Origin of the sequence: Sphingomonas sp., from assembly GCF_026460985.1 — a bacterium.
Taxonomy (GTDB): domain Bacteria; phylum Pseudomonadota; class Alphaproteobacteria; order Sphingomonadales; family Sphingomonadaceae; genus Sphingomonas.
The window spans coordinates 1-18346 of record NZ_JAPKNM010000111.1 but is presented as its reverse complement, the minus strand read 5'-3'; the positions used below and the strand labels follow the sequence as shown (position 1 = coordinate 18346).

Below are 18346 nucleotides of genomic sequence, written 5' to 3'. Positions count from 1 at the left end.
AGCGTGCGGCGGACATAGGCCCAGGCATCGCCATCGGCTTCGGACAGGATGCGGCGCAGGCCGGGATAATAGGTTCCCGCGCTCGACGGGAACGGGGCGAGCGCCGCGGCGATATCCACGATCGCCTGCGCATCGCCGGTGAAGCCGTCGATCACGACGACCGGGCTCTGGCTGTTTCCGAAGCGGCGCAGCTCGGGCTTCATGCTTGCGGACCTGAAAGCAAGAGGGAGGGAAACCACCGGCTCCCCTCCCCCGTTTGCGACCCCGAGGGGATGGTTAGAAGCGGTACTTCGCGCCGACCTGGAAGGTGCGCGCATAGCCGACGGTGGAGTTCTCCTTCAGCGGCGGATTGGCGCCCGAACCCGCGCCCCAGGTCGAATAGTTGCGGTTGACCGAGTCGAAGACATTGAAGACCTCGCCATCGATGGTCAGCTCATGGCCACCCCACGGCATCTTGAACGTCTTGGCCAGCCGCAGGTCGAGATTCTTGTAGGCGATGAACGGCTCCGGCGAGAAGACGCCGGCGTCGTTATAGTAGAAGCAGCCGCCGCAATTGGGCGGGGGCGTCCGGCTGAAGTCGACATTGCCGAAGCGCGGACCCGAGCTCAGCGTCAGCGTGCCCGACGCCTGCAGGCCCCAGGGCAGATCGCCGATCGCAGTCGCGACGAAGCGCCACCGCTCGAGGCCGCGGGTAGGCTGCCAGCCGAACGCGTCCTGGCTGCCCGCGTTGAACATCTGCCCCTCGTCGAAGGCGATCGCCTGGTTCGACTTGGCGTCCGAGATGGTGAGCGACGCGGTCGCGCCCCAGCCCGACGTCTTGGTATAGGCCTTGTCCGCCGTCAGGTAGAGCGCGGTGTAGCGCTGCTCGCCCTTGCTCGAGCCGATGTTGAGGCGGCCGGTATAGCCGGCCGGCCGGCCGTCGACCGGGAAGTTGTCGCGCACCCAGGCGTCGCCGCCGTCGGTGTACAGGCCGTTCGGCTGGCGGTTTCCGCGCACGAAGATGAAGGCATCGTGCGACCGGTTGTGCGCGACCGCGGCGGAGAACTGCACCGGGCCGAAACGCTTGCGCACGCCGAGCGTGAACTGGTCGGTATAGGGCACCTTGGCATCATTGTTGATGACCCAGATGTCGCCGCTCAGGCCGGTCTGCCCGACCGCTGCGCGGAGCGCCTGCGGATCGCGATAGGCCGGGTTCCAGGCCAGTTCGCCCGAGGCGCCGGTGCAGCCGGGAAGCCCCGCCGCGCCGCAGAAGCTGACGGTCGCGTCGCTGCGGATGTTGTTGAACAGCGTCTCGAGCGAGGCGAGGTAGAAGATGTTGCGATCGTAATAGCGGCCGGCGCCGGCGAAGAGCACCAAGTCGCGATCGCCGTTCACGTCGTAGGAGACGCCGATGCGCGGCTGGAACGCCCCCATGAACGGCGAGCGCTTCGTCCCGTCGGTGATATAATCCTCGGGATCGATGCCCGCGGCCTGCCAGGGCTGGTAGTTGCGCAGCGCGTTGGCGACCTTGCCCGGCGTCTGATAGTCGTTGTTGAAGTTGTTGGATTCATAGTCCCAACGCAGGCCGACATTGACGGTCCAGTGATCGTCGATCGTCCAGTCGTCCTGCAGGAACACGCCGACCTGGACATTGTCCGCCTCCATCGGCGTCGGCGGCAGGAGCGAGATGGTCGCGCGCACCGGCGTGCTCGAATCGGTGCCGGTGAAGCCGACGGCGTTGTAGGTGTAGGAGCCGTTGGCGAACGCGTCCTCGATGCGCGTCAGCGTGTTCATCGAGACCTTGAGGCCGGCCTTGATCACATGGTTGTCGAGGCCGGTATAAGTGAAGTTGTTCTTCCAGGTGTAGGATTCCTGGTCGTTCGCCTGCTGGAACGAGTTGGCGCCGCCGATCAGCACCTCCGCTCCCTGCGGGTTGATCAATTTGTACTCCGAGCCCTCGGTGATCGTCGGCGTACCGGTGAAGCTCTTGAAATAGCTGAGCGTCAGCTCGTTCACGAAGCCGTCGCCGCGGTGCACCCACTCGAACTGCGCGTTCTTGGTCTCCGTGCCGAGATCGCGGCCGCCCTCGCGCAGCCGGGTGCCGCCATAATCGCGCACGTCGGATTCCTGGCGTAGGAAGAAGCTGCCGTTGAGCGTGTCGTTGTCCGAGGCGAACAGCGTCAGCTTGCCGAAATAGAGGTCCTGCTTGAAGTCGGCGGGGAAGTTGCCCGAGTTCGCCGACACCAGTTCGGCCGGGATGCTGGGATCGGTGAGGTTCACCGCGAGGCCCGGCTGGGTCGTGCGCGTGCCTTCATAAGCAGCGAAGAAATGCAGCACGCCCGGGATGATCGGACCGCCGAGATCGGCGCCGAACTGCCAGCGCTTGTAATCGGGCTTCTCGTTCGTGCCGTTCGGGTTGTTGGCATTGCCCGGGCGGTCGAAATAGGGGCGTCCGTAGAACGACTTGGGCACGAACTCGCCGAATGCGCCGCCATGGAACGATTCGCCGCCGGTCTTGGTGACCGCGGTGATGATCGCCGAGCCGGCCTGCTCATATTCGGCCTTGAAGTTCTGCGTCTCGACGCGGAACTCCTGCACGGCCGATTGCGGGAAGGGATTGCCCTGCGAGAAGTTCTGTCCAGCAACGCCGCCGAACCCGACCTGGTTCTTCTGGCTGGTGCCGTCGATGAAGACGTTGACGTTGTTCGAGCTGTTGCCGCCAGCCTGGATCCGCTTGTTGTTGGGATCGTTGGACACCGTCACGCCCGGGGCAAGCCCCGCGAAGTTCAGGAAGTTGCGATCGTTCTGCGGCAGGCTCTCCATCTGCGCCTGCGAGACGTTGGTGCCGATCGTCGCCGAGCGCACCTCGGGACGGCTGCGCATGCCGGTCACGACGATCTCGCCGGAAGAGGCGGTCGCCTCGGCGGGCTCGCCGACATCGAAGGTGACCGTCTGGCCCACCGGCACGGTCACCGTCTCCGCGGCCGGACCGCCGGAAACCTGTACCTGATAGGTGCTCGGACGCAGACCGACGATGACGTAGTTCCCCTGCGCGTCGAGCGTCGCAACGACGCTGCGGCCGGTGACCGTATCGGTCACGGTGACCGTCGCGCCGGGGGCGGCGCCTTCGACATGGCCCTGCAGCGTGGAGGTGGTCTGTGCGGACGCGGGCGATCCGATCGTCAACGCAGCAGCAAGCGCCGCAGCGGAAATGCCACGCGCGATGTTCGTCCGCATGTTTTTGGAATTATTCACGATATTCCTCCCCTGACCCTCTTTGTAACCGGTTACATGACCGCTGAAGCGGTTTCTCGGTCTCCGACAACGATGTCAAAACCCTTTCGCGGCGCGTGTCAATCCTGTGTGTCCGACGCATTGCCGCGTCGGATGCACATTGTGCCTATCCGGCAACACTCAGCGGCGGCGCCTTGCAATGGCGCGCGATGAAGGCGGCGTGGTCGGGCATCGCGTTCGCGACGTCGGCGATCACTTCCTCCACGTCGTGGAGGAATTCGGCGACGGTCGCCTCGGGAATCATCTCGACCATCGGATCATAGGCGACCGGCAGCCCCTGCCCCAGCAGCACCTGCACCCAGCTCTCCTCGCGGAACAGCTCCGCCGCGGCACGGCGAAAGAAGCGCCCCGACGAGGCGAACAGCTCGAGGCGTTCGGTGAGGCTGTCAGGCACCGCCATATGCTTGAGGTAGCGCCAATATTCACTGTCCTCACGCTCGGTGACCTTATAGTGCGCGACGATGAAGTCGCGCACGTCGGTGAACTCGAAATCGTGCTGGCGGTTATATTCGGCCATGTCGGCGGCGGCGAAGCCGCGGTGCGGGAACAGGCCGATCAGCTTGGTGATGCCGGTCTGGATCAAGTGGATGCTGGTCGATTCGAGCGGCTCGAGGAAACCCGAGGACAGCCCGATGGCGACGACGTTCTTCTCCCACGCCTTGTGCCGCTTGCCCGGGCGGAAATGCACCGGGCGCGGATCGGCGAGCGGCCTGCCGTCGAGATTGGCGAGCAGCACCGACGCCGCCGCGTCGTCGGAGATCTGCGCGCTGGCATAGACATGGCCGTTGCCGATCCGGTGCTGGAGCGGGATCCGCCACTGCCAACCATGGTCGCGCGCGGTGACGCGGGTGTAGGGCGTCAACGGCGACACGCTCTCGCACGGCACCGCGAGCGCGCGATCGTTGAGCAGCCACTGGTTCCAGTCCTCATAGCCGACGCCCAGCGCCTGCCCGATCAGCAGCCCGCGCATCCCCGAGCAATCGACGAACAGATCGCCGCCGACCGTCCGCCCGTCGGCCAGCACGACATGGTCGACATGCCCGTTCGCCCCGTCGAGCTTCACGTCGACGATCCGGCCCTCGATCCGCGTGACGCCCTTGCCCTCGGCGCGGGCGCGAAGGTACTTGGCGAGCAGCGACGCGTCGAAATGATAGGCATAGTCGATGCCCGAGATCGGCGACCCCGGATTGCGCGGATCGGGGAAGCAGAACTTGTTCGCCATCGCCGCGCGGCAATTGAGCGCGTAATCGTCGAAATGGCCGACCGACGCGCCGAGGCTCTTGCGCCTGAGCCAGAGCTGGTGCGGGTGGAGCCACATGAAGTCCTGGCCGATCCGGCCGAAGCCGTGGAAATAGCGGTCGTCGCCCTTGCGCCAGTTCACGAAATCGATGCCGAGCTTGAAGGTCGCCTGGCTGGCGCGGATCATCTCGACCTGGTCGATCCCCGCGAGCCCCATATAGTCGCGGATCGCCGGGATGGTCGCCTCGCCCACGCCGATGATGCCGATCTCGTCGGATTCGATCAGGCGGATCTGATAGCCGCGGAACAGATGCGACAGCATCGCCGCGGTCATCCAGCCGGCGGTGCCGCCGCCCACGATCGTGATGGTCTCGAGCGGCGCATTCTGGCGCCTTGTGTCGGTCATAGCCTCTCCCGGCCGCGCCGCTTCGCGCGTTCGATGATCTGTTAGGCGATGCCGGGGGTGCTCGTAAACGGTTACACCTCCCCGGAGGCCGGCCGCATCGGCGATCTCGCCCTGGCGAGCGGGCCGATCGCCCATTGATCTGAATCAAATTGCGCTTCGCCCTTGTCCCCCGGACAATTTCTTGACAATAGTCTGACTATTCAGGCGATTGTCGCCGAGGGATTTACACAACCGAAATGACGCACGATTCCAGCATTCCGCGCAAACTCCGTTCCCGCGCATGGTTCGACGATCCCTCGAACGCGGACATGACCGCGCTCTATCTCGAGCGCTACATGAATTTCGGCATCAGCCTGGAAGAGCTCCAGTCGGGCAAGCCGATCATCGGCATTGCGCAGACGGGCAGCGACCTTTCCCCGTGCAACCGTCACCATCTCGTCCTCGCCGAGCGCATCCGCGAGGGCATCCGCGAGGCGGGCGGCATCGCGATCGAATTCCCCGTCCATCCGATCCAGGAGACCGGCAAGCGCCCGACCGCGGGGCTCGACCGCAACCTCGCCTATCTCGGGCTGGTCGAGACGCTCTACGGCTATCCGATCGACGGCGTGGTGCTCACCACCGGCTGCGACAAGACCACCCCCGCCTGCCTGATGGCCGCGGCGACGGTGAACATCCCGGCGATCTCGCTCTCGGTCGGGCCGATGCTCAACGGCTGGCACAAGGGCCAGCGCACCGGATCGGGGACGATCGTGTGGAAGGCGCGCGAGCTGCTCGCCTCGGGCGAGATCGACTATCAGGGCTTCATCAAGCTCGTCGCGACCTCGGCGCCGTCGACCGGCTTCTGCAATACGATGGGCACCGCATCGACGATGAACAGCCTTGCCGAGGCGCTGGGCATGTCGCTGCCCGGATCGGCGGCGATCCCCGCGCCCTATCGCGACCGGCAGGAATCGGCCTATCGCACGGGCCTGCAGATCGTCGAGATGGTCCATGCCGACCGCAAGCCGAGCGACGTGCTGACGCGCGAGGCGTTCCTCAACGCGATCCGCGTCAATTCGGCGATCGGCGGGTCGACCAACGCGCCGATCCACCTCAACGCGATCGCGCGGCACGTGGGCGTCGAGCTCGACCTCGACGACTGGCAGGCGCATGGCCGCGACGTGCCGCTGCTGGTGAACCTGCAGCCCGCGGGCGAATATCTGGGCGAGGATTATTACCGCGCCGGCGGCGTGCCCGCGGTGGTCGCCGAACTGATGCGCCAGGGGCTGATCCTCGAGGATGCGCTGACGGTCAACGGCCGCAGCATCGGCGACAATTGCCGCGACGCGACCATCGAGGACGAGGCGGTGATCCGTCCCTATGCCGCACCGCTCAAGGAGGCGGCGGGCTTCTCGGTGCTGCGCGGCAATCTGTTCGACAGCGCGATCATGAAGCTGTCGGTGATCTCGCCCGAGTTCCGCGAGCGTTATCTCTCCGACCCCGCCGATCCGGACGCGTTCGAGGGTCCTGTGGTGGTGTTCGACGGGCCCGAGGACTATCATCATCGCATCGACGACCCCGCGCTCGGCGTGGACGATCGCACCTTGCTGATCATGCGCGGCGCCGGGCCGATCGGCTATCCGGGCGCTGCGGAAGTGGTCAACATGCGTCCGCCCGTGCAGTTGATCCAGAAGGGCGTGCACGCCCTCCCCTGCATCGGCGACGGCCGGCAATCGGGCACCAGCGGCAGCCCCTCGATCCTCAACGCCTCGCCCGAGGCGGCGGCGGGCGGCGGGCTCGCGCTGCTCCAGACCGGCGACCGCGTGCGGATCGACCTGCGCAAGGGCACCGCGAACATGCTGGTCTCCGACGCGGAACTGGCGGAGCGCCGCAGGACGCTCGAGGCGAATGGCGGCTTCGCCTTCCCGGCGAGCCAGACGCCCTGGCAGGAGATGCAGCGCGCAGTAGTCGGCCAGGCCGAGACGGGCGCCGTGCTCGAGCCGGCGGTCAAGTACCAGAAGCTTGCGCAGACCTTCGGGGTGCCGCGCCACAATCACTGATCGCGTGCTTGCCGCCTTTCCTCCCGGTTCATATGCTGGCGCGAACTGAACAGGGAGGAACTTGATGAAGAAGCTGCTGCTGCTCGCGCCGCTGGCGCTGTCCGCCTGCAATTCGGGCCCGAGCGTCGAGGCGACCAACGCCAGCGCCAAGGAAGTCGCCGAGAAGATCGCCGCGAGCGGCGGCGCGATCTCGCTGTCGCCCGGCCGCTGGGAAGGCACCGCGACGATCACCAACATGGAGATCCCTGGCGCGCCGCCCGAATTGGCCGCGAAGATGAAGGAAGGGTTCTCCAAGGGGAACAGCTTCGCCAACTGCCTCACCCCCGAAGAAGCGAAGAAGCCGGCAGCAGACTTCTTCTCGGGCGACAACAAGGACTGCCGCTACGATCATTTCAGCATGGCGAACGGCCGTATCGACGCGAAGATGCAGTGCAAGAGCGGCGGCATGACCGTCGACGCGACGATGGTGGGCCAGTTCTCGAGCGACAGCTTCCAGATGACGATGACGAGCAAGAGCGCGGGCGCGCCCGGCCAGCCGATGTCGGCGCACACGATGACGCTCAAGATGGACTCCCGCCGCACCGGCGAGTGCAAGGGCGACGAGAAGGGCTGATCGGACGAAGGGCGGCGGCGTAGCGGCACGGGCCGCCGCGCCGCCCCTTCAGGTGCCCGTCAGCGCCAGCATGCGGGCTTCATAGACCGGCGCGTCGCGAGGTCGCGGAAGTGCGTGTCAGATACCTGGCTTCGGAGCCGCCGCTCCTGTTTCCGCCTTCAACATCCGACATTCGTAGACGAGCACCGAGCCACCTTTTGTCACGAAGCGAACAGCAATCCGGTTCTTCCCGCGGGTAAGCGCCTCCGGGATCGGATAGTCGACGCTGACGAAGCGCTTGACCCGGGGGCCGGCGCGGCGTTCGACCGCGATAAGCTGGCCTTCGACGCGCACTTCGAAATGCTTGTCCACCTCCTCGCCCCAATAGAGCGCGCTGAGCACCATCGGCCCAGGGCTGACCGCGAGCGTGAGCTCCATCCAGTTGCCCGGATCCCAGGCGAGCTGACGGGCGCTGCGACCTCCCCAGGAGAAGAGATCGCTGGCGCTGGCGCGGAAATCATGATCGCGCTCGGGCTGCATCTCGCCGAGTTGGATCACATCGATGGTGCGCGCGTCCAGCGCCGCCTTCTCGCGCTGGGCGATCCCAAAGGCGGCTTCTTCGGTCTTCCACTGCGCTTCGGTGAAGCGCGGGAAATACACAGCGACGCGGCGGTCGTACTGCTGGAAGAAGGGCGTCAGGGTCAGCGCCTGCGGCCGCGCGTCGGCGAGACGGAAACGATGCTCGGCCGCGGCGACCGGGACCAAGGCCGTCGCGGGGTCCTCCGTGACCAAAGCGGGCGCCAATCCGGCCCAAGGCTCGGCGGCCGGGCCGAGATCGGCGGCGAGCACGAGCGGTCCACTCAAATAGGCCAGGGTGCGCGGGTCGTCCGGAGTCGGCTCGATGCGGACGCGCATCGGCAGCGTCAGCGCGATGCTGTCCCCCGCCCGCCACCGGCGATCGAGCCGGGCATAGCCGGTGGCGCGATCGATCGGCTGGGGTGTACCGTTGAGCGTCAGCGCCGGCGCATCGCACCAGCCGGGCAACCGCAACGCGATCGTCGTCGCGGCGCGCGGCGCCTTGACGATCTTCAAAACGACCTGCTCGCTGAACGGATAGCTCGTCTCGAGCTGGACCTTGAGCCCCCGCTCCTTCCACTCCGCCACGGACGGAATGAACAAGTTGACGAACAACGTCGCATCATCGTGCCAGAAGATGCTCTCGCCATGCTTGGCGTGGGTCTCCATCCCCGATCCGACGCAGCACCAGAAGCTATCCTCGGGGGTTGAATAGGTCCGCCGCGCACCGGCGCTCAAGGGCATGAAATAGACGAACATCCCGGTCTCGGGATGCTGGTGTGCGAGCAGGTGGTTGAGATGGATGCGTTCGTAATAGTCGAACAGCGTCGCATCGGGGTCCCAGCCATAGAGGTGCCGGGTGAGCTTGAGCATGTTGTAGCTGTTGCACGCCTCGCAGGTGCGCTCGGTGACTCGCGTCGAGATCATGTCCGGCGGGCCGAAATGCTCGCGCTCGCTATTGCCGCCGATCACATAGCTGTGATGCTGCGCGACCGTCTGGTGGAAGAAGCGCGCGGCATCGGCGTGGCGCTGCTCGCCGGTCAGCTCGTAGAGCCGCGCCAGGCCGATCAGCTTGGGGATCTGGGTGTTGGCGTGGAGGCCGGGCAGGTCGTCCTTGCCCGCGGCGAGGGGGCCAAGGACCTTCCGGTGATAGATGCGTTCGGCGATCCGGCGCCAGCGCGGGTTGCCGGTCAGCGCATAGGTCTCGGCATAGCTGTCGTTGAGCCCGCCATGCTCGGCGGCGAGCAATTTCTGCATCTGCGCATCGTCGAGCCCCTCGAGGATCGTGCCCAGATAATCCGCCAGCCCAAGCATCACCGGCATCGCCTCGGCCACGTCGCCGAGCCGGACCGCGTCGATCAGCCCGGCATGGACCTTGTGCCAGGTGTAGAGCGGCACCCAGCCGCCATTGATGTCGAAGCCGCCGCTGCGGATGTCGCCCTTGCGGATCTCCTCGAAGACGATCTTGCCGTCGATCACCTTGCCGTCGCGCTCGACGGTGGTGCCGCCGACATAGCCGTCGCCCTGCGCGGCCTGGATGCGCGCCATCTCGGCGACGGTGTGGCGCAGGCGGTCGCGGACCGCCGGATCGCCGGTCTGGGCGACCGTCAGCGACAGCGCCGAGAGATAATGGCCGAGCGAATGGCCGGCGATCCCGCGCGCTTCCCAGCCGCCATAGGTCTCGCCCTGGGTGGGCAGGCCGGCGCTGGCATAGAAATTGTGGAGCAGCCGCTCAGGAGAGAGCGACAGCAGGTAGCGGCGGTTGGCCTCCACTGCATCGAGATAGATCGAAGGCGCCAGCCGCACCGCCGAGAGCGGCAGCGGCCGGGCCTTGATCGGCTTCTCCTCGACCGCGATGCGGGCGAAGGCCGGGCCGGCGAGCGCAAGCGCGCTCGCCGAACCGAGGAACAACCGCCGCGTAAGCATCACTCGACGGCGACCACGACGACCGACTTGGCCGGCACGTCCAGCGTCAGCTTGCCGCCGCTGCTCCGCGCCGAATAGGCCGCGGGCTGGATCGTGTTCGGCTTGTCGAACGTGTTGTGCGTATCGAGCGCCGGGCCGGTGAGGATGCGCCCGCGGGCATTGCCGCCGAGGTTGGTGGTGACCCGCGCCGCGCGGCTCGGATCGGTGTTGGTCAGCGACAGATAGAGCTTGCCGTCGGTCCCGCGTGCCGCGGAGACGTCGACCATCGGCACCTTGAACCCGGCCTTCTCATAGGTCGGCCCCGTCACTTCCGCGGCATAGGGCGTGGCGCCCTGGAACGGCACGTACATGTCGAAGACGTGATAGGTCGGCGTCAGCACCATGCGGCCCTTGTCGGTGAGGATCATCGCCTGGAGCACGTTCACCATCTGGGCGATGTTGGCCATCTTCACCCGGTCGGTATGCCGGTGGAAGATGTTGAGCGTCAGCGCCGCCACTTCCGCGTCGCGCAGGCTGTTCTGCTGGTAGAGGAAGCCCGGGGTCGAGCCCGATTCCTGATCGTACCAGGTGCCCCATTCGTCGACGTAGAGTGCGATCTTCTTCTCGGGATCGTGCTTGTCCATCATCGCGATGTGCTTGACGATCAGCTCGTCCATGAAGAGCGCGCGGCTGAGCGTGGACGCCCATTCGTCTTCGGAGAAGCCGGTGGCGGCGCCCTTCTTGTCCCACTTGCCCGTCGGCAGCGTGTAATAATGCACGCTGAGCGCGTTCATCTTGTCGCGCGCCTCGCGCATCATCACGTCGGTGAAGTTGTAATCGCTGGCGTTGGCGCCGCTCGCGACCTTGACGATCCTGGGCTTGCCCGACGGACCGTTGACGAACTCCTGGTAGCGGCGATGGAGATCCGCCGAATATTCCGGACGCATGCTGCCGCCGCAGCCCCAGGTCTCGTTGCCCACGCCGAAATATTTGACCGTCCAGGGCTTTTCGCGGCCGTTCTTCTTGCGCTCCTCGGCCAGGGTGCCCTTCTCGGCGGTCATGTACTCGACCCACTGGCCCATCGAGCGCGGCTCCATCGAGCCCATGTTGCCCGCGACATAGGCGTCGGTGCCGAGCAGTTCGGAATAGTTCATGAACTCGTGCGTCCCGAAGGCATTGTCCTCGGTCACGCCGCCCCAGTGCCGGTTGATGCGCACCGGGCGCGTCTCCCGGGGGCCGATGCCGTCGCGCCAGTCATATTCGTCGGCGAAGCAGCCGCCCGGCCAGCGGACCACGGGCACCTTGATGTGCCGGAGCGCGGCGAGCACGTCGTTGCGATAGCCGTTGGTGTTGGGGATCGGGGAATCGGTGCCGACCCAGACGCCCTCATAGATGCCGCGGCCGAGATGTTCGGCGAACTGGCCATAGATGGCGGGCTCGATCTTCGCGCCCGGCTTCGCGGTATCGACCGTCACGGTGACGCTCGCGGGCGCCTGCGCAAAGGCCGGCGCGGCCGCCATCAGCGTCGCCGCGGCCGGCAAGAGCCCCTGTTTCCAAAGCTTCATATCACTCTCCTATTTGGCGGCCCGCTTCGGAGCTCGCCGATATTGTCAAACGGTCGCGCCGATCGGTTCAGAGCGGAAGGACGCTGGCCTCTCCGCCGGGCACGGTGCGCAGGGCATTGCGCAGCGGCAGCGTGAAGGGTGCCGCCGAAACCTCGAAGACGTCGCCCTCCTCGGTCTTCACGCCATCGGCGAAGGACAGCGTCGCGGTGCCGAAGAAATGGACGTGAAGGTCGCCGGGGCGGCGGAAAAGCCCGTATTTGAAATGGTGATGCTCGAGATTGGCGATCGCGTGCGACATGTTCGCCTCGCCCGAGAGGAACGGCTTCTCCCAGATCACTTCGCCGTTCCGGAGGATGCGGCTGGTGCCGCGCACGTCCGCGGGAAGCTCGCCGGTGAGCAGTTCGGCACCGAGCGACGCGTGGCGTAGCTTGGAGTGCGCCAGCCACAGATAATTGCCGCGCTCGGTGATATGGTCCGAGAATTCGTTGCCGAGCGCGAAGCCCAGCCGGCGCGGGCGGCCGGAATCGTCGATCACGTAGATGCCGGCGATCTCGGGCTCCTCGCTCCCGTCGAGCGCGAAATCGGGCGAGGGCAGCGGCTCGCCGGGGCCGACCAGCGACGAACCGTCGCCCTTGTAGAACCATTCGGGCTGGACGCCGGGCTTGCCGTCGGTGGGCTTGCCGCCCTCGAGCCCCATGTTGAACATGCGCATCGAATCGGTGAGCGTGCCCCCCGCCGCGGCCTTGTGCATCTGGTCGCGCCCTTCGGCCGAGCCGAGATGGGTGAGGCCGGTGCCAGTGACGTAGCAATGCGCGGGATCGGGATGGTCGATCGGCCCGAGCAGCCGGCCCTCGGCCTCGGCCGCGGCGAGATCAACCGCTTCCCCTGCCCGCGCGCGCGCCGCATCGTCGAGCGACACGCCCTCGCGGATCGCCGCCAGCGCCAGTTCATAGGTGGTGGCGACGCCGTTCAGCCGGACCGCGGCCCCGTCGTCGAGGGAGAGCGCGACGCCCCGTTCGCCATTCGAGTCGCGAAACTGCACGAGCCTGAGCGCCATAACTTCACCATTCCTCTCTGATTCGATCAATAGTCAGACTTATACAGGTGGAACCTGCGGATCAATCCATTCCCGGTTCCGGCTAGCGCCCCTGCACATAGCGTCAAGTGTCACGGAAAAGCCACGACTCCCGGGGGATTTAGCGAGAAGCCGGACCGCCGCCGCACAAATGCCTTGCATGATCGATCGGCCTCCGTATTTTTGTCTGATTAATCAAGAAGCGCTTGTCGAGAATGGGTTCAACCCATCGTGTTGCGCGACAGGAGAGGAGAAGATCGATGGCTCTCAAGCGTACGATTCTCGGTTCCGCATCCCTGGTTGCCTTGATCGCTTTCGCCACGCCGGCTTCCGCCCAGACCGATGCGCCCACCGACCCGAGTGCCGAGACGGGGCAGGAAGAAGATATCGTCATCACCGGCATCCGCGGCAGCCTCAGCAGCGCGCAGGCGCGCAAGCAGGAGGCGACCGCAGTCACCGACTCGATCGTGGCCGAAGACATCGGCAAGCTCCCCGACAACACCGTCTCCGACGCGCTCCAGCGCGTGACCGGCATCCAGGTCCAGCGCGGTGCGGGCGAAGCCGGCACGGTGCTGATCCGCGGGCTGCCGAACGTCACCTCCTACATCAACGGCCGCGAGATCTTCACCGGCACCGGGCGCGGCGTCGCGCTGCAGGATATCCCGGCCGAACTCGTCGCGGGAGTCGACGTCTACAAGACCGCGACACCCGACCTTGTCGAAGGCGGCGTCGCCGGCCGGATCGACATCCGCCTGCGCCGGCCGTTCGATCTCAAATCCGGGATCACCGTCGCCGGCAACCTCCGCGCGCTCTACAGCGACAAGCGCGAAGCGTGGAGCTATATCGGCAGCGGCCTGGTCAGCGGCCGCTGGGAAACCGCGGGCGGGCAGGAATTCGGCGTCCTGCTCGGCGCATCGTACAACAAGCGCCGCTATCGCGATCAGACCGCATTCAATTTCGGCTTCAACCCGTTCAACAACGCAGCGACCGGCGGGCAGGACGTGCTGATCCCCGACACGGTCGGCGCATTGGTGACCGACGGCGATCGCACCCGTCCGGCCTTCAATGCGTCGCTGCAATGGAAGCCGTCGCCCAATCTGGAGATATACGCGGACGGCCTCTTCACCGGCTACCGGAACGACTATGACGTGAACTTCTTCGTCGGCCTGCCCAAGGCCGGGAATGTGACCGCGGTACAGCGCCAGCCGGATATGGTGACCATTCCCTCGATCGGCGCGGCGCGCCCGGTGGCCAGCGCAGTCACCACCGCCGACAATTTCACGATCACCAGCAAGCAGGCCTTCCGCCAGAAGACCGACGGCTATCAGGCTGCAACGGGCCTGAAATGGGATGCCGGCCCCGCCCAGATCAGCACCGAGCTCACCTACAACAAGAGCCGCGTCGCCAGCACGTCCTACATCGTCGATGCGAACTTCGTGGTCCCCCGGATCGAATATCAGTTCGACATGGACGGCACGCCCAACATCCAGGCGTTCACCGCTTCGGGGGCGCCATACGACCTTACCGATCCGGCGAACCTCAACCTGTTCGCGCTGTTCGACCAGAACAACCTGGCGGAGAGCGAGCAATGGGCATGGCGCTGGGACGTCGGCCATGCGTTCGACAAGGGCGTACTCAAGAACTTCAAGTTCGGCTTCCGCACCGCGCGGCGCACCGGCACCTCGGACGGCACCGGCGAGAACCGTTTCGGATTGACCGGCGCCGGGACAGCCTATCCCGGCTTCGGCGTCGGCGGCCCCACCGACATCCTGGGCGGCCGCGTCGGCGTGGACGGCTTCGCATTGCCGAGCACCGAATGGATCCGCGAGAATATCGATACGCTCCGCGCGATCGCAGGCCGCCCGGCCGGAGCGCCCGACTTCGCGCCGACCCTGCACTTCAATCTGGTCGAGAAGAACTACGCCTTTTACGGCCAGACCCAGTTCGACTTCACGGACGCCGGGCTTCCGCTCGAGCTGCTGATCGGCGCGCGCGTGGTCAACAACGATACGAAGCTCGACGCCACATTGGTGAACAACGGCGTCGTGACGCCGGTTTCGGGCAAGCGCAACGAGCTCAATTTCCTGCCCAGCGCCACGCTGAAGTTCCGGGTCGCGGACGATCTGATCGTCCGGCTGGTCGGGGGAGAATCGATCACCGCGCCCGAATTCGCCCAGCTGAACCCGGCGACGAACATCGCCCCGCTCGGCGCGACCGGCAATTCCTCGACCTTCGGCGCCGGCAGCGGCGGCAATCCGAACCTGCGGTCGATCAAGACACAGAATCTCGACGGCACCATCGAATGGTATTTCAGCCGCACCGGATCGCTGACGCTCTCGGCATTCTACCGCAAGCTCGACGGCTATATTCAGACCTATTCGGAAGTGGAATTCTTCCCCACCGGCGCTGGCGGTGCGCTCCAGAGCTACCAGGTCTCGCGCCCGCGCAATACCGACAAGGGCTCGCTCAAGGGCGTCGAGATCGCCTGGCAGCAGTTCTTCGATTTCCTGCCGGGCGCGCTCAGCGGGTTCGGCGCACAGGCCAACTTCACCTATGCCGATGGCGAGGTCGAAGCCCCGCCGGTCGCGGGCCAGCCGACCGTGATGCAGCGCATCACGCCGATCTCGAAATATTCGTACAACCTCGTCGCGATGTACGAGAAATACGGGCTCTCGGCGCGGCTCGCCTATAATTGGCGCAGCAAATATGTCGATTCCTATGCCGGCAACGTGCCCGGCGGGCTGATCGAAGTGGCGCCGGTGGCCTTTCTCGATTTCTCCGCGAGCTACGACATCACGCCCGAGATCACCCTCTCGGTCGATGCGACCAACCTGCTCAACGAGACCTATCAGGATTCGTTCGGCGGCTATGCGGCGACTCCGCGCGACACGCGCCAATATGATCGCACCTTCGGTGCGGGCGTCCGATTCCGTTTCTGAGAATGTCGCCGGCGGGTCATGAAGACGGCCGACCCGTCGGCGAGCACATTGTGGTTGAACTTGTCGCGCCGGGGAAGAATCTGGGGATGCGCGTATCACATTTCCTGCTCCCGGCGCTTCTCGCCGGGACATTGGGGGAACGGGCATCGGCGCAGACGGTCCCGTCTGCGCCGGCATCGCTCAACGCGCGCTTGGCCGGCGACATCTCCCCGGTCCACGACCCCGCGATCATCCGCCAGGGCGACACCTTCTACCTCTTCACTACCAGCCACGCACGCGCGGGCCAGGGCCTGATCCATGTACGCACCTCGCGGAACCTCGCCGACTGGACGCGCGCCGCGCCGGTCTTCGCCGAGATGCCCGCCTGGGTGAAGGACGCGGTGCCCGGCGCGCGCGGGATCTGGGCGCCGGACGTCAGCTTCTCGAACGGCGAGTACCGCGTCTATTATTCGGTCTCGACCTTCGGGAAGAACCACTCGGCGATCGGGCTGGCGACGACGCCCTCGCTCGAAAAGCCCGTCTGGACCGACAAGGGGCCGGTGATCCGCTCCGGCGAGAGCGACGACTTCAACGCGATCGATCCGAACATGTTCGAGGATGCCGCGGGGCGCCAATGGCTCGCGTTCGGCAGCTTCTGGTCGGGGCTCAAGATGGTGCAGCTCGATCCCGCGACGGGACTGCGCTCGGCGGCGGACGGCAAGATTCATGCGCTGGCCCGGCGCGCGAGCCCGGGCGCGATCGAGGCGCCCTTCGTGATCCGCCGCGGCGGCTTCTACTATCTCTTCGCGTCGTTCGATTTCTGCTGCCGCGGCGCGGCGAGTACCTACTACACAATGGTGGGCCGTTCGAAGGACCCCAGGGGCCCGTATCTCGATCGCAAGGGCAAGAGCATGATGAAGGGCGGCGGCTTCCTCGTCCTTCATGCCGATCTCGATCCGGCCAAACGCTTCGTCGGGCCGGGACACATCGCGATCCTGCACGAGCCGAAGCGGGATTACATCGTATACCATGCTTATGATACGCAGCGAAACGGCGCGTCGACGCTCCGTATCCAGCCGCTCGGCTGGACGGACGACGGCTGGCCGGTCGCACTCTGACAAGATTCCCCAAGGAGAGGTTTGAAGCCAATGCCAGCCGTACCCGCTCAACCCCAGGCCGGCGCCCCGTCGGTCGCAGGTGTACCTTATCGCGCCGCGCTCTCGATGCTGGCCACGCTCTTCTTCATGTGGGGCTTCATCAGCGTCATCAACGGCACGCTGTTGCCGCACCTGCGCAGCGTGTTCGAACTCAGCTATTTCGAGACCGGCCTGATCGAATCCGTCTGGTTCATCGGCTATCTGCTCGCGTCGATCCCCGCGGCGAAGCTGATCGAACGGATCGGCTATCAGCGCGCGCTGACCGTCGGCCTGTCGGTCATGACTCTCGGGTCGCTCGGCATGATCCTCGCCGCATATCTCGTCTCTTACGAAGTGACCGTCGCGTCGCTGTTCGTGGTCTCGTGCGGCATCGCGCTCCTGCAGGTCGCGGCGAACCCCTATGTCGCGGTGATCGGTCCGCCCGAGAGCGCCGAGCGGCGCCTCACCCTGGTGCAGGCGTTCAATACCACCGGCGACGTGCTGGCGATCCTGTTCGGCAAGTACCTGATCCTCGCACGCACCACGGCCGGCACGACCGCGCACGGTACGCAGCTCACCGCCGAGCAGCGCCTGGCCGACGCGCAGGCGACTCAGCTGCCCTATCTGATCGTTGCGATCGTGCTGGCGGCCCTCGCCGTCATGATCGCCCGCGCCAAGCTTCCCGCGCTGGGATCGGCCACCTCGCGCGCTTCAGGCGAAGCGCGCCGAGGCCTTTCGCTGTTCAACCACCGCAATCTGATCCTCGGCTGCGTCGGCATCGCGCTGTGCGTGCTCGCGGAGATCGGCGTGGGGAGCTACTTCATCAACTTCGCCTCGCAGCCGGACGTCGCCAATCTGACGCAGGAGAATGCGGCGACCTATCTCACGCTGTTCTGGGGCGGGATGATGGTCGGACGGTTCGCCGGCGCGGCGCTGATGCAGAAGATCGCACCGGAACGGGTGCTGGCGATGTTCGCGCTGATCGCGATCGCGGGCTCGCTGACGGCGGTGTTCGCAACCGGACCTGTCGCGATGTACGGCCTGATCGTGGTCGGGCTGGGCCTCTCGATCATGTTCCCCGCCATCTTCGCGTTGGCGATCCGCGGGCTGGGACCGCTGACCGAGGAAGGTTCGGGCCTGCTGATCATGTCGATCGCGGGCGGCGCGCTAGCGGCGTTCCAGGGCAAGATCGGTGACACGTACGGGCTGCACTGGAGCTTCCTGGTTACTGCGGCCTGCGCGCTCTATGTGCTGTTCTACGCGTTGTGGGGCTGCAAGGTGACCAACGCGGTGCCCGACGAGGCAGTGACCGCCCCGGCGGAGTGAGACTGCTAACTCCCCTCCCTGCTTTGCAGGGAGGGGCTGGGGGTGGATGGCGAGCGCAGCGAGCCGCGTGGAATGAAGAAAAGGCCGGGCGTCGAGCCCGGCCTTTTCTCACCCAGCCCTAGGCTGATCGACATTCAAATTCCCCCTCCCTGCAAGGGAGGGGTTAGGGGTGGGTTGGCATCGGCCGGGGCTCGATGCCCCGGCCGATGCCTTTTGCCGCACGATTGGTGAGTCTTTTTTAGGCGCGCAGACGCGCGCACCCACCCCCAGCCCCTCCCTGCAAGCAGGGAGGGGAA

Annotated in this window: 11 protein-coding genes; 5 read left to right on the top strand and 6 right to left on the bottom strand. The window is 66.0% G+C overall.

Annotated elements, in window-relative coordinates:
* The 3 genes from MT490_RS18130 to MT490_RS18120 form a co-directional block, all read right to left on the bottom strand.
* Nucleotides 1–203, bottom strand: a 203-nt coding sequence (locus MT490_RS18130; protein WP_297390831.1) for a DUF6445 family protein, incomplete at its 3' end; no start/stop codon positions are given.
* Between the two features lie 73 nt (nucleotides 204–276).
* Nucleotides 277–3234 carry a TonB-dependent receptor gene (locus MT490_RS18125; protein ID WP_297390829.1) on the bottom strand — a complete coding sequence of 986 codons (2958 nt, stop codon included), beginning with the start codon at nucleotides 3232–3234 and terminating at the stop codon, nucleotides 277–279.
* 145 nt (nucleotides 3235–3379) lie between these two features.
* Nucleotides 3380–4918, bottom strand: a complete 1539-nt coding sequence (locus MT490_RS18120; protein ID WP_297390827.1) for a tryptophan halogenase family protein — start codon at nucleotides 4916–4918, stop codon at nucleotides 3380–3382.
* A gap of 236 nt (nucleotides 4919–5154) precedes the next feature.
* On the opposite strand from MT490_RS18120, the gene MT490_RS18115 reads away from it, so the two are divergent.
* Together MT490_RS18115 and MT490_RS18110 are read left to right on the top strand one after the other, a co-directional pair.
* Complete coding sequence (locus tag MT490_RS18115; RefSeq protein ID WP_297390826.1) at nucleotides 5155–6957, top strand: IlvD/Edd family dehydratase; 1803 nt, start codon at nucleotides 5155–5157, stop codon at nucleotides 6955–6957.
* 64 nt (nucleotides 6958–7021) lie between these two features.
* On the top strand, nucleotides 7022–7570 hold the full coding sequence (locus tag MT490_RS18110) for a DUF3617 domain-containing protein (RefSeq protein ID WP_297390824.1): 549 nt from the start codon (nucleotides 7022–7024) through the stop codon (nucleotides 7568–7570).
* A 117-nt stretch (nucleotides 7571–7687) separates the two neighbouring features.
* On the opposite strand, the gene MT490_RS18105 is transcribed toward MT490_RS18110, so the two are convergent.
* The 3 genes from MT490_RS18105 to araD1 form a co-directional block, all read right to left on the bottom strand.
* Nucleotides 7688–10051, bottom strand: a complete 2364-nt coding sequence (locus tag MT490_RS18105; RefSeq protein ID WP_297390822.1) for a glycoside hydrolase family 127 protein — start codon at nucleotides 10049–10051, stop codon at nucleotides 7688–7690.
* Complete coding sequence (locus MT490_RS18100; protein WP_297390820.1) at nucleotides 10051–11595, bottom strand: alpha-L-arabinofuranosidase C-terminal domain-containing protein; 1545 nt, start codon at nucleotides 11593–11595, stop codon at nucleotides 10051–10053. Before MT490_RS18100 ends, MT490_RS18105 begins: the two co-directional genes overlap by 1 nt.
* Nucleotides 11596–11662: 67 nt before the next feature.
* A complete protein-coding gene (gene araD1 / locus MT490_RS18095; RefSeq protein WP_297390818.1) occupies nucleotides 11663–12652 on the bottom strand; it encodes an AraD1 family protein in 990 nt (329 codons plus the stop codon).
* A 278-nt stretch (nucleotides 12653–12930) separates the two neighbouring features.
* Here araD1 and MT490_RS18090 point away from each other — a divergent pair, with 278 nt between their 5' ends.
* From MT490_RS18090 to MT490_RS18080, 3 genes are all read left to right on the top strand, one after another.
* Nucleotides 12931–15609: a TonB-dependent receptor gene (locus MT490_RS18090; RefSeq protein WP_297390816.1), complete on the top strand. Its 2679-nt coding sequence runs from the start codon at nucleotides 12931–12933 to the stop codon at nucleotides 15607–15609.
* Nucleotides 15610–15695: 86 nt separating this feature from the next.
* A complete protein-coding gene (locus MT490_RS18085) occupies nucleotides 15696–16706 on the top strand; it encodes an arabinan endo-1,5-alpha-L-arabinosidase (RefSeq protein ID WP_297390814.1) in 1011 nt (336 codons plus the stop codon).
* A gap of 30 nt (nucleotides 16707–16736) precedes the next feature.
* Entirely contained in the window at nucleotides 16737–18050 is a 1314-nt protein-coding gene (locus tag MT490_RS18080) for a sugar MFS transporter (RefSeq protein ID WP_297390812.1), read from the top strand.
* Nucleotides 18051–18346 lie beyond the last annotated feature (296 nt).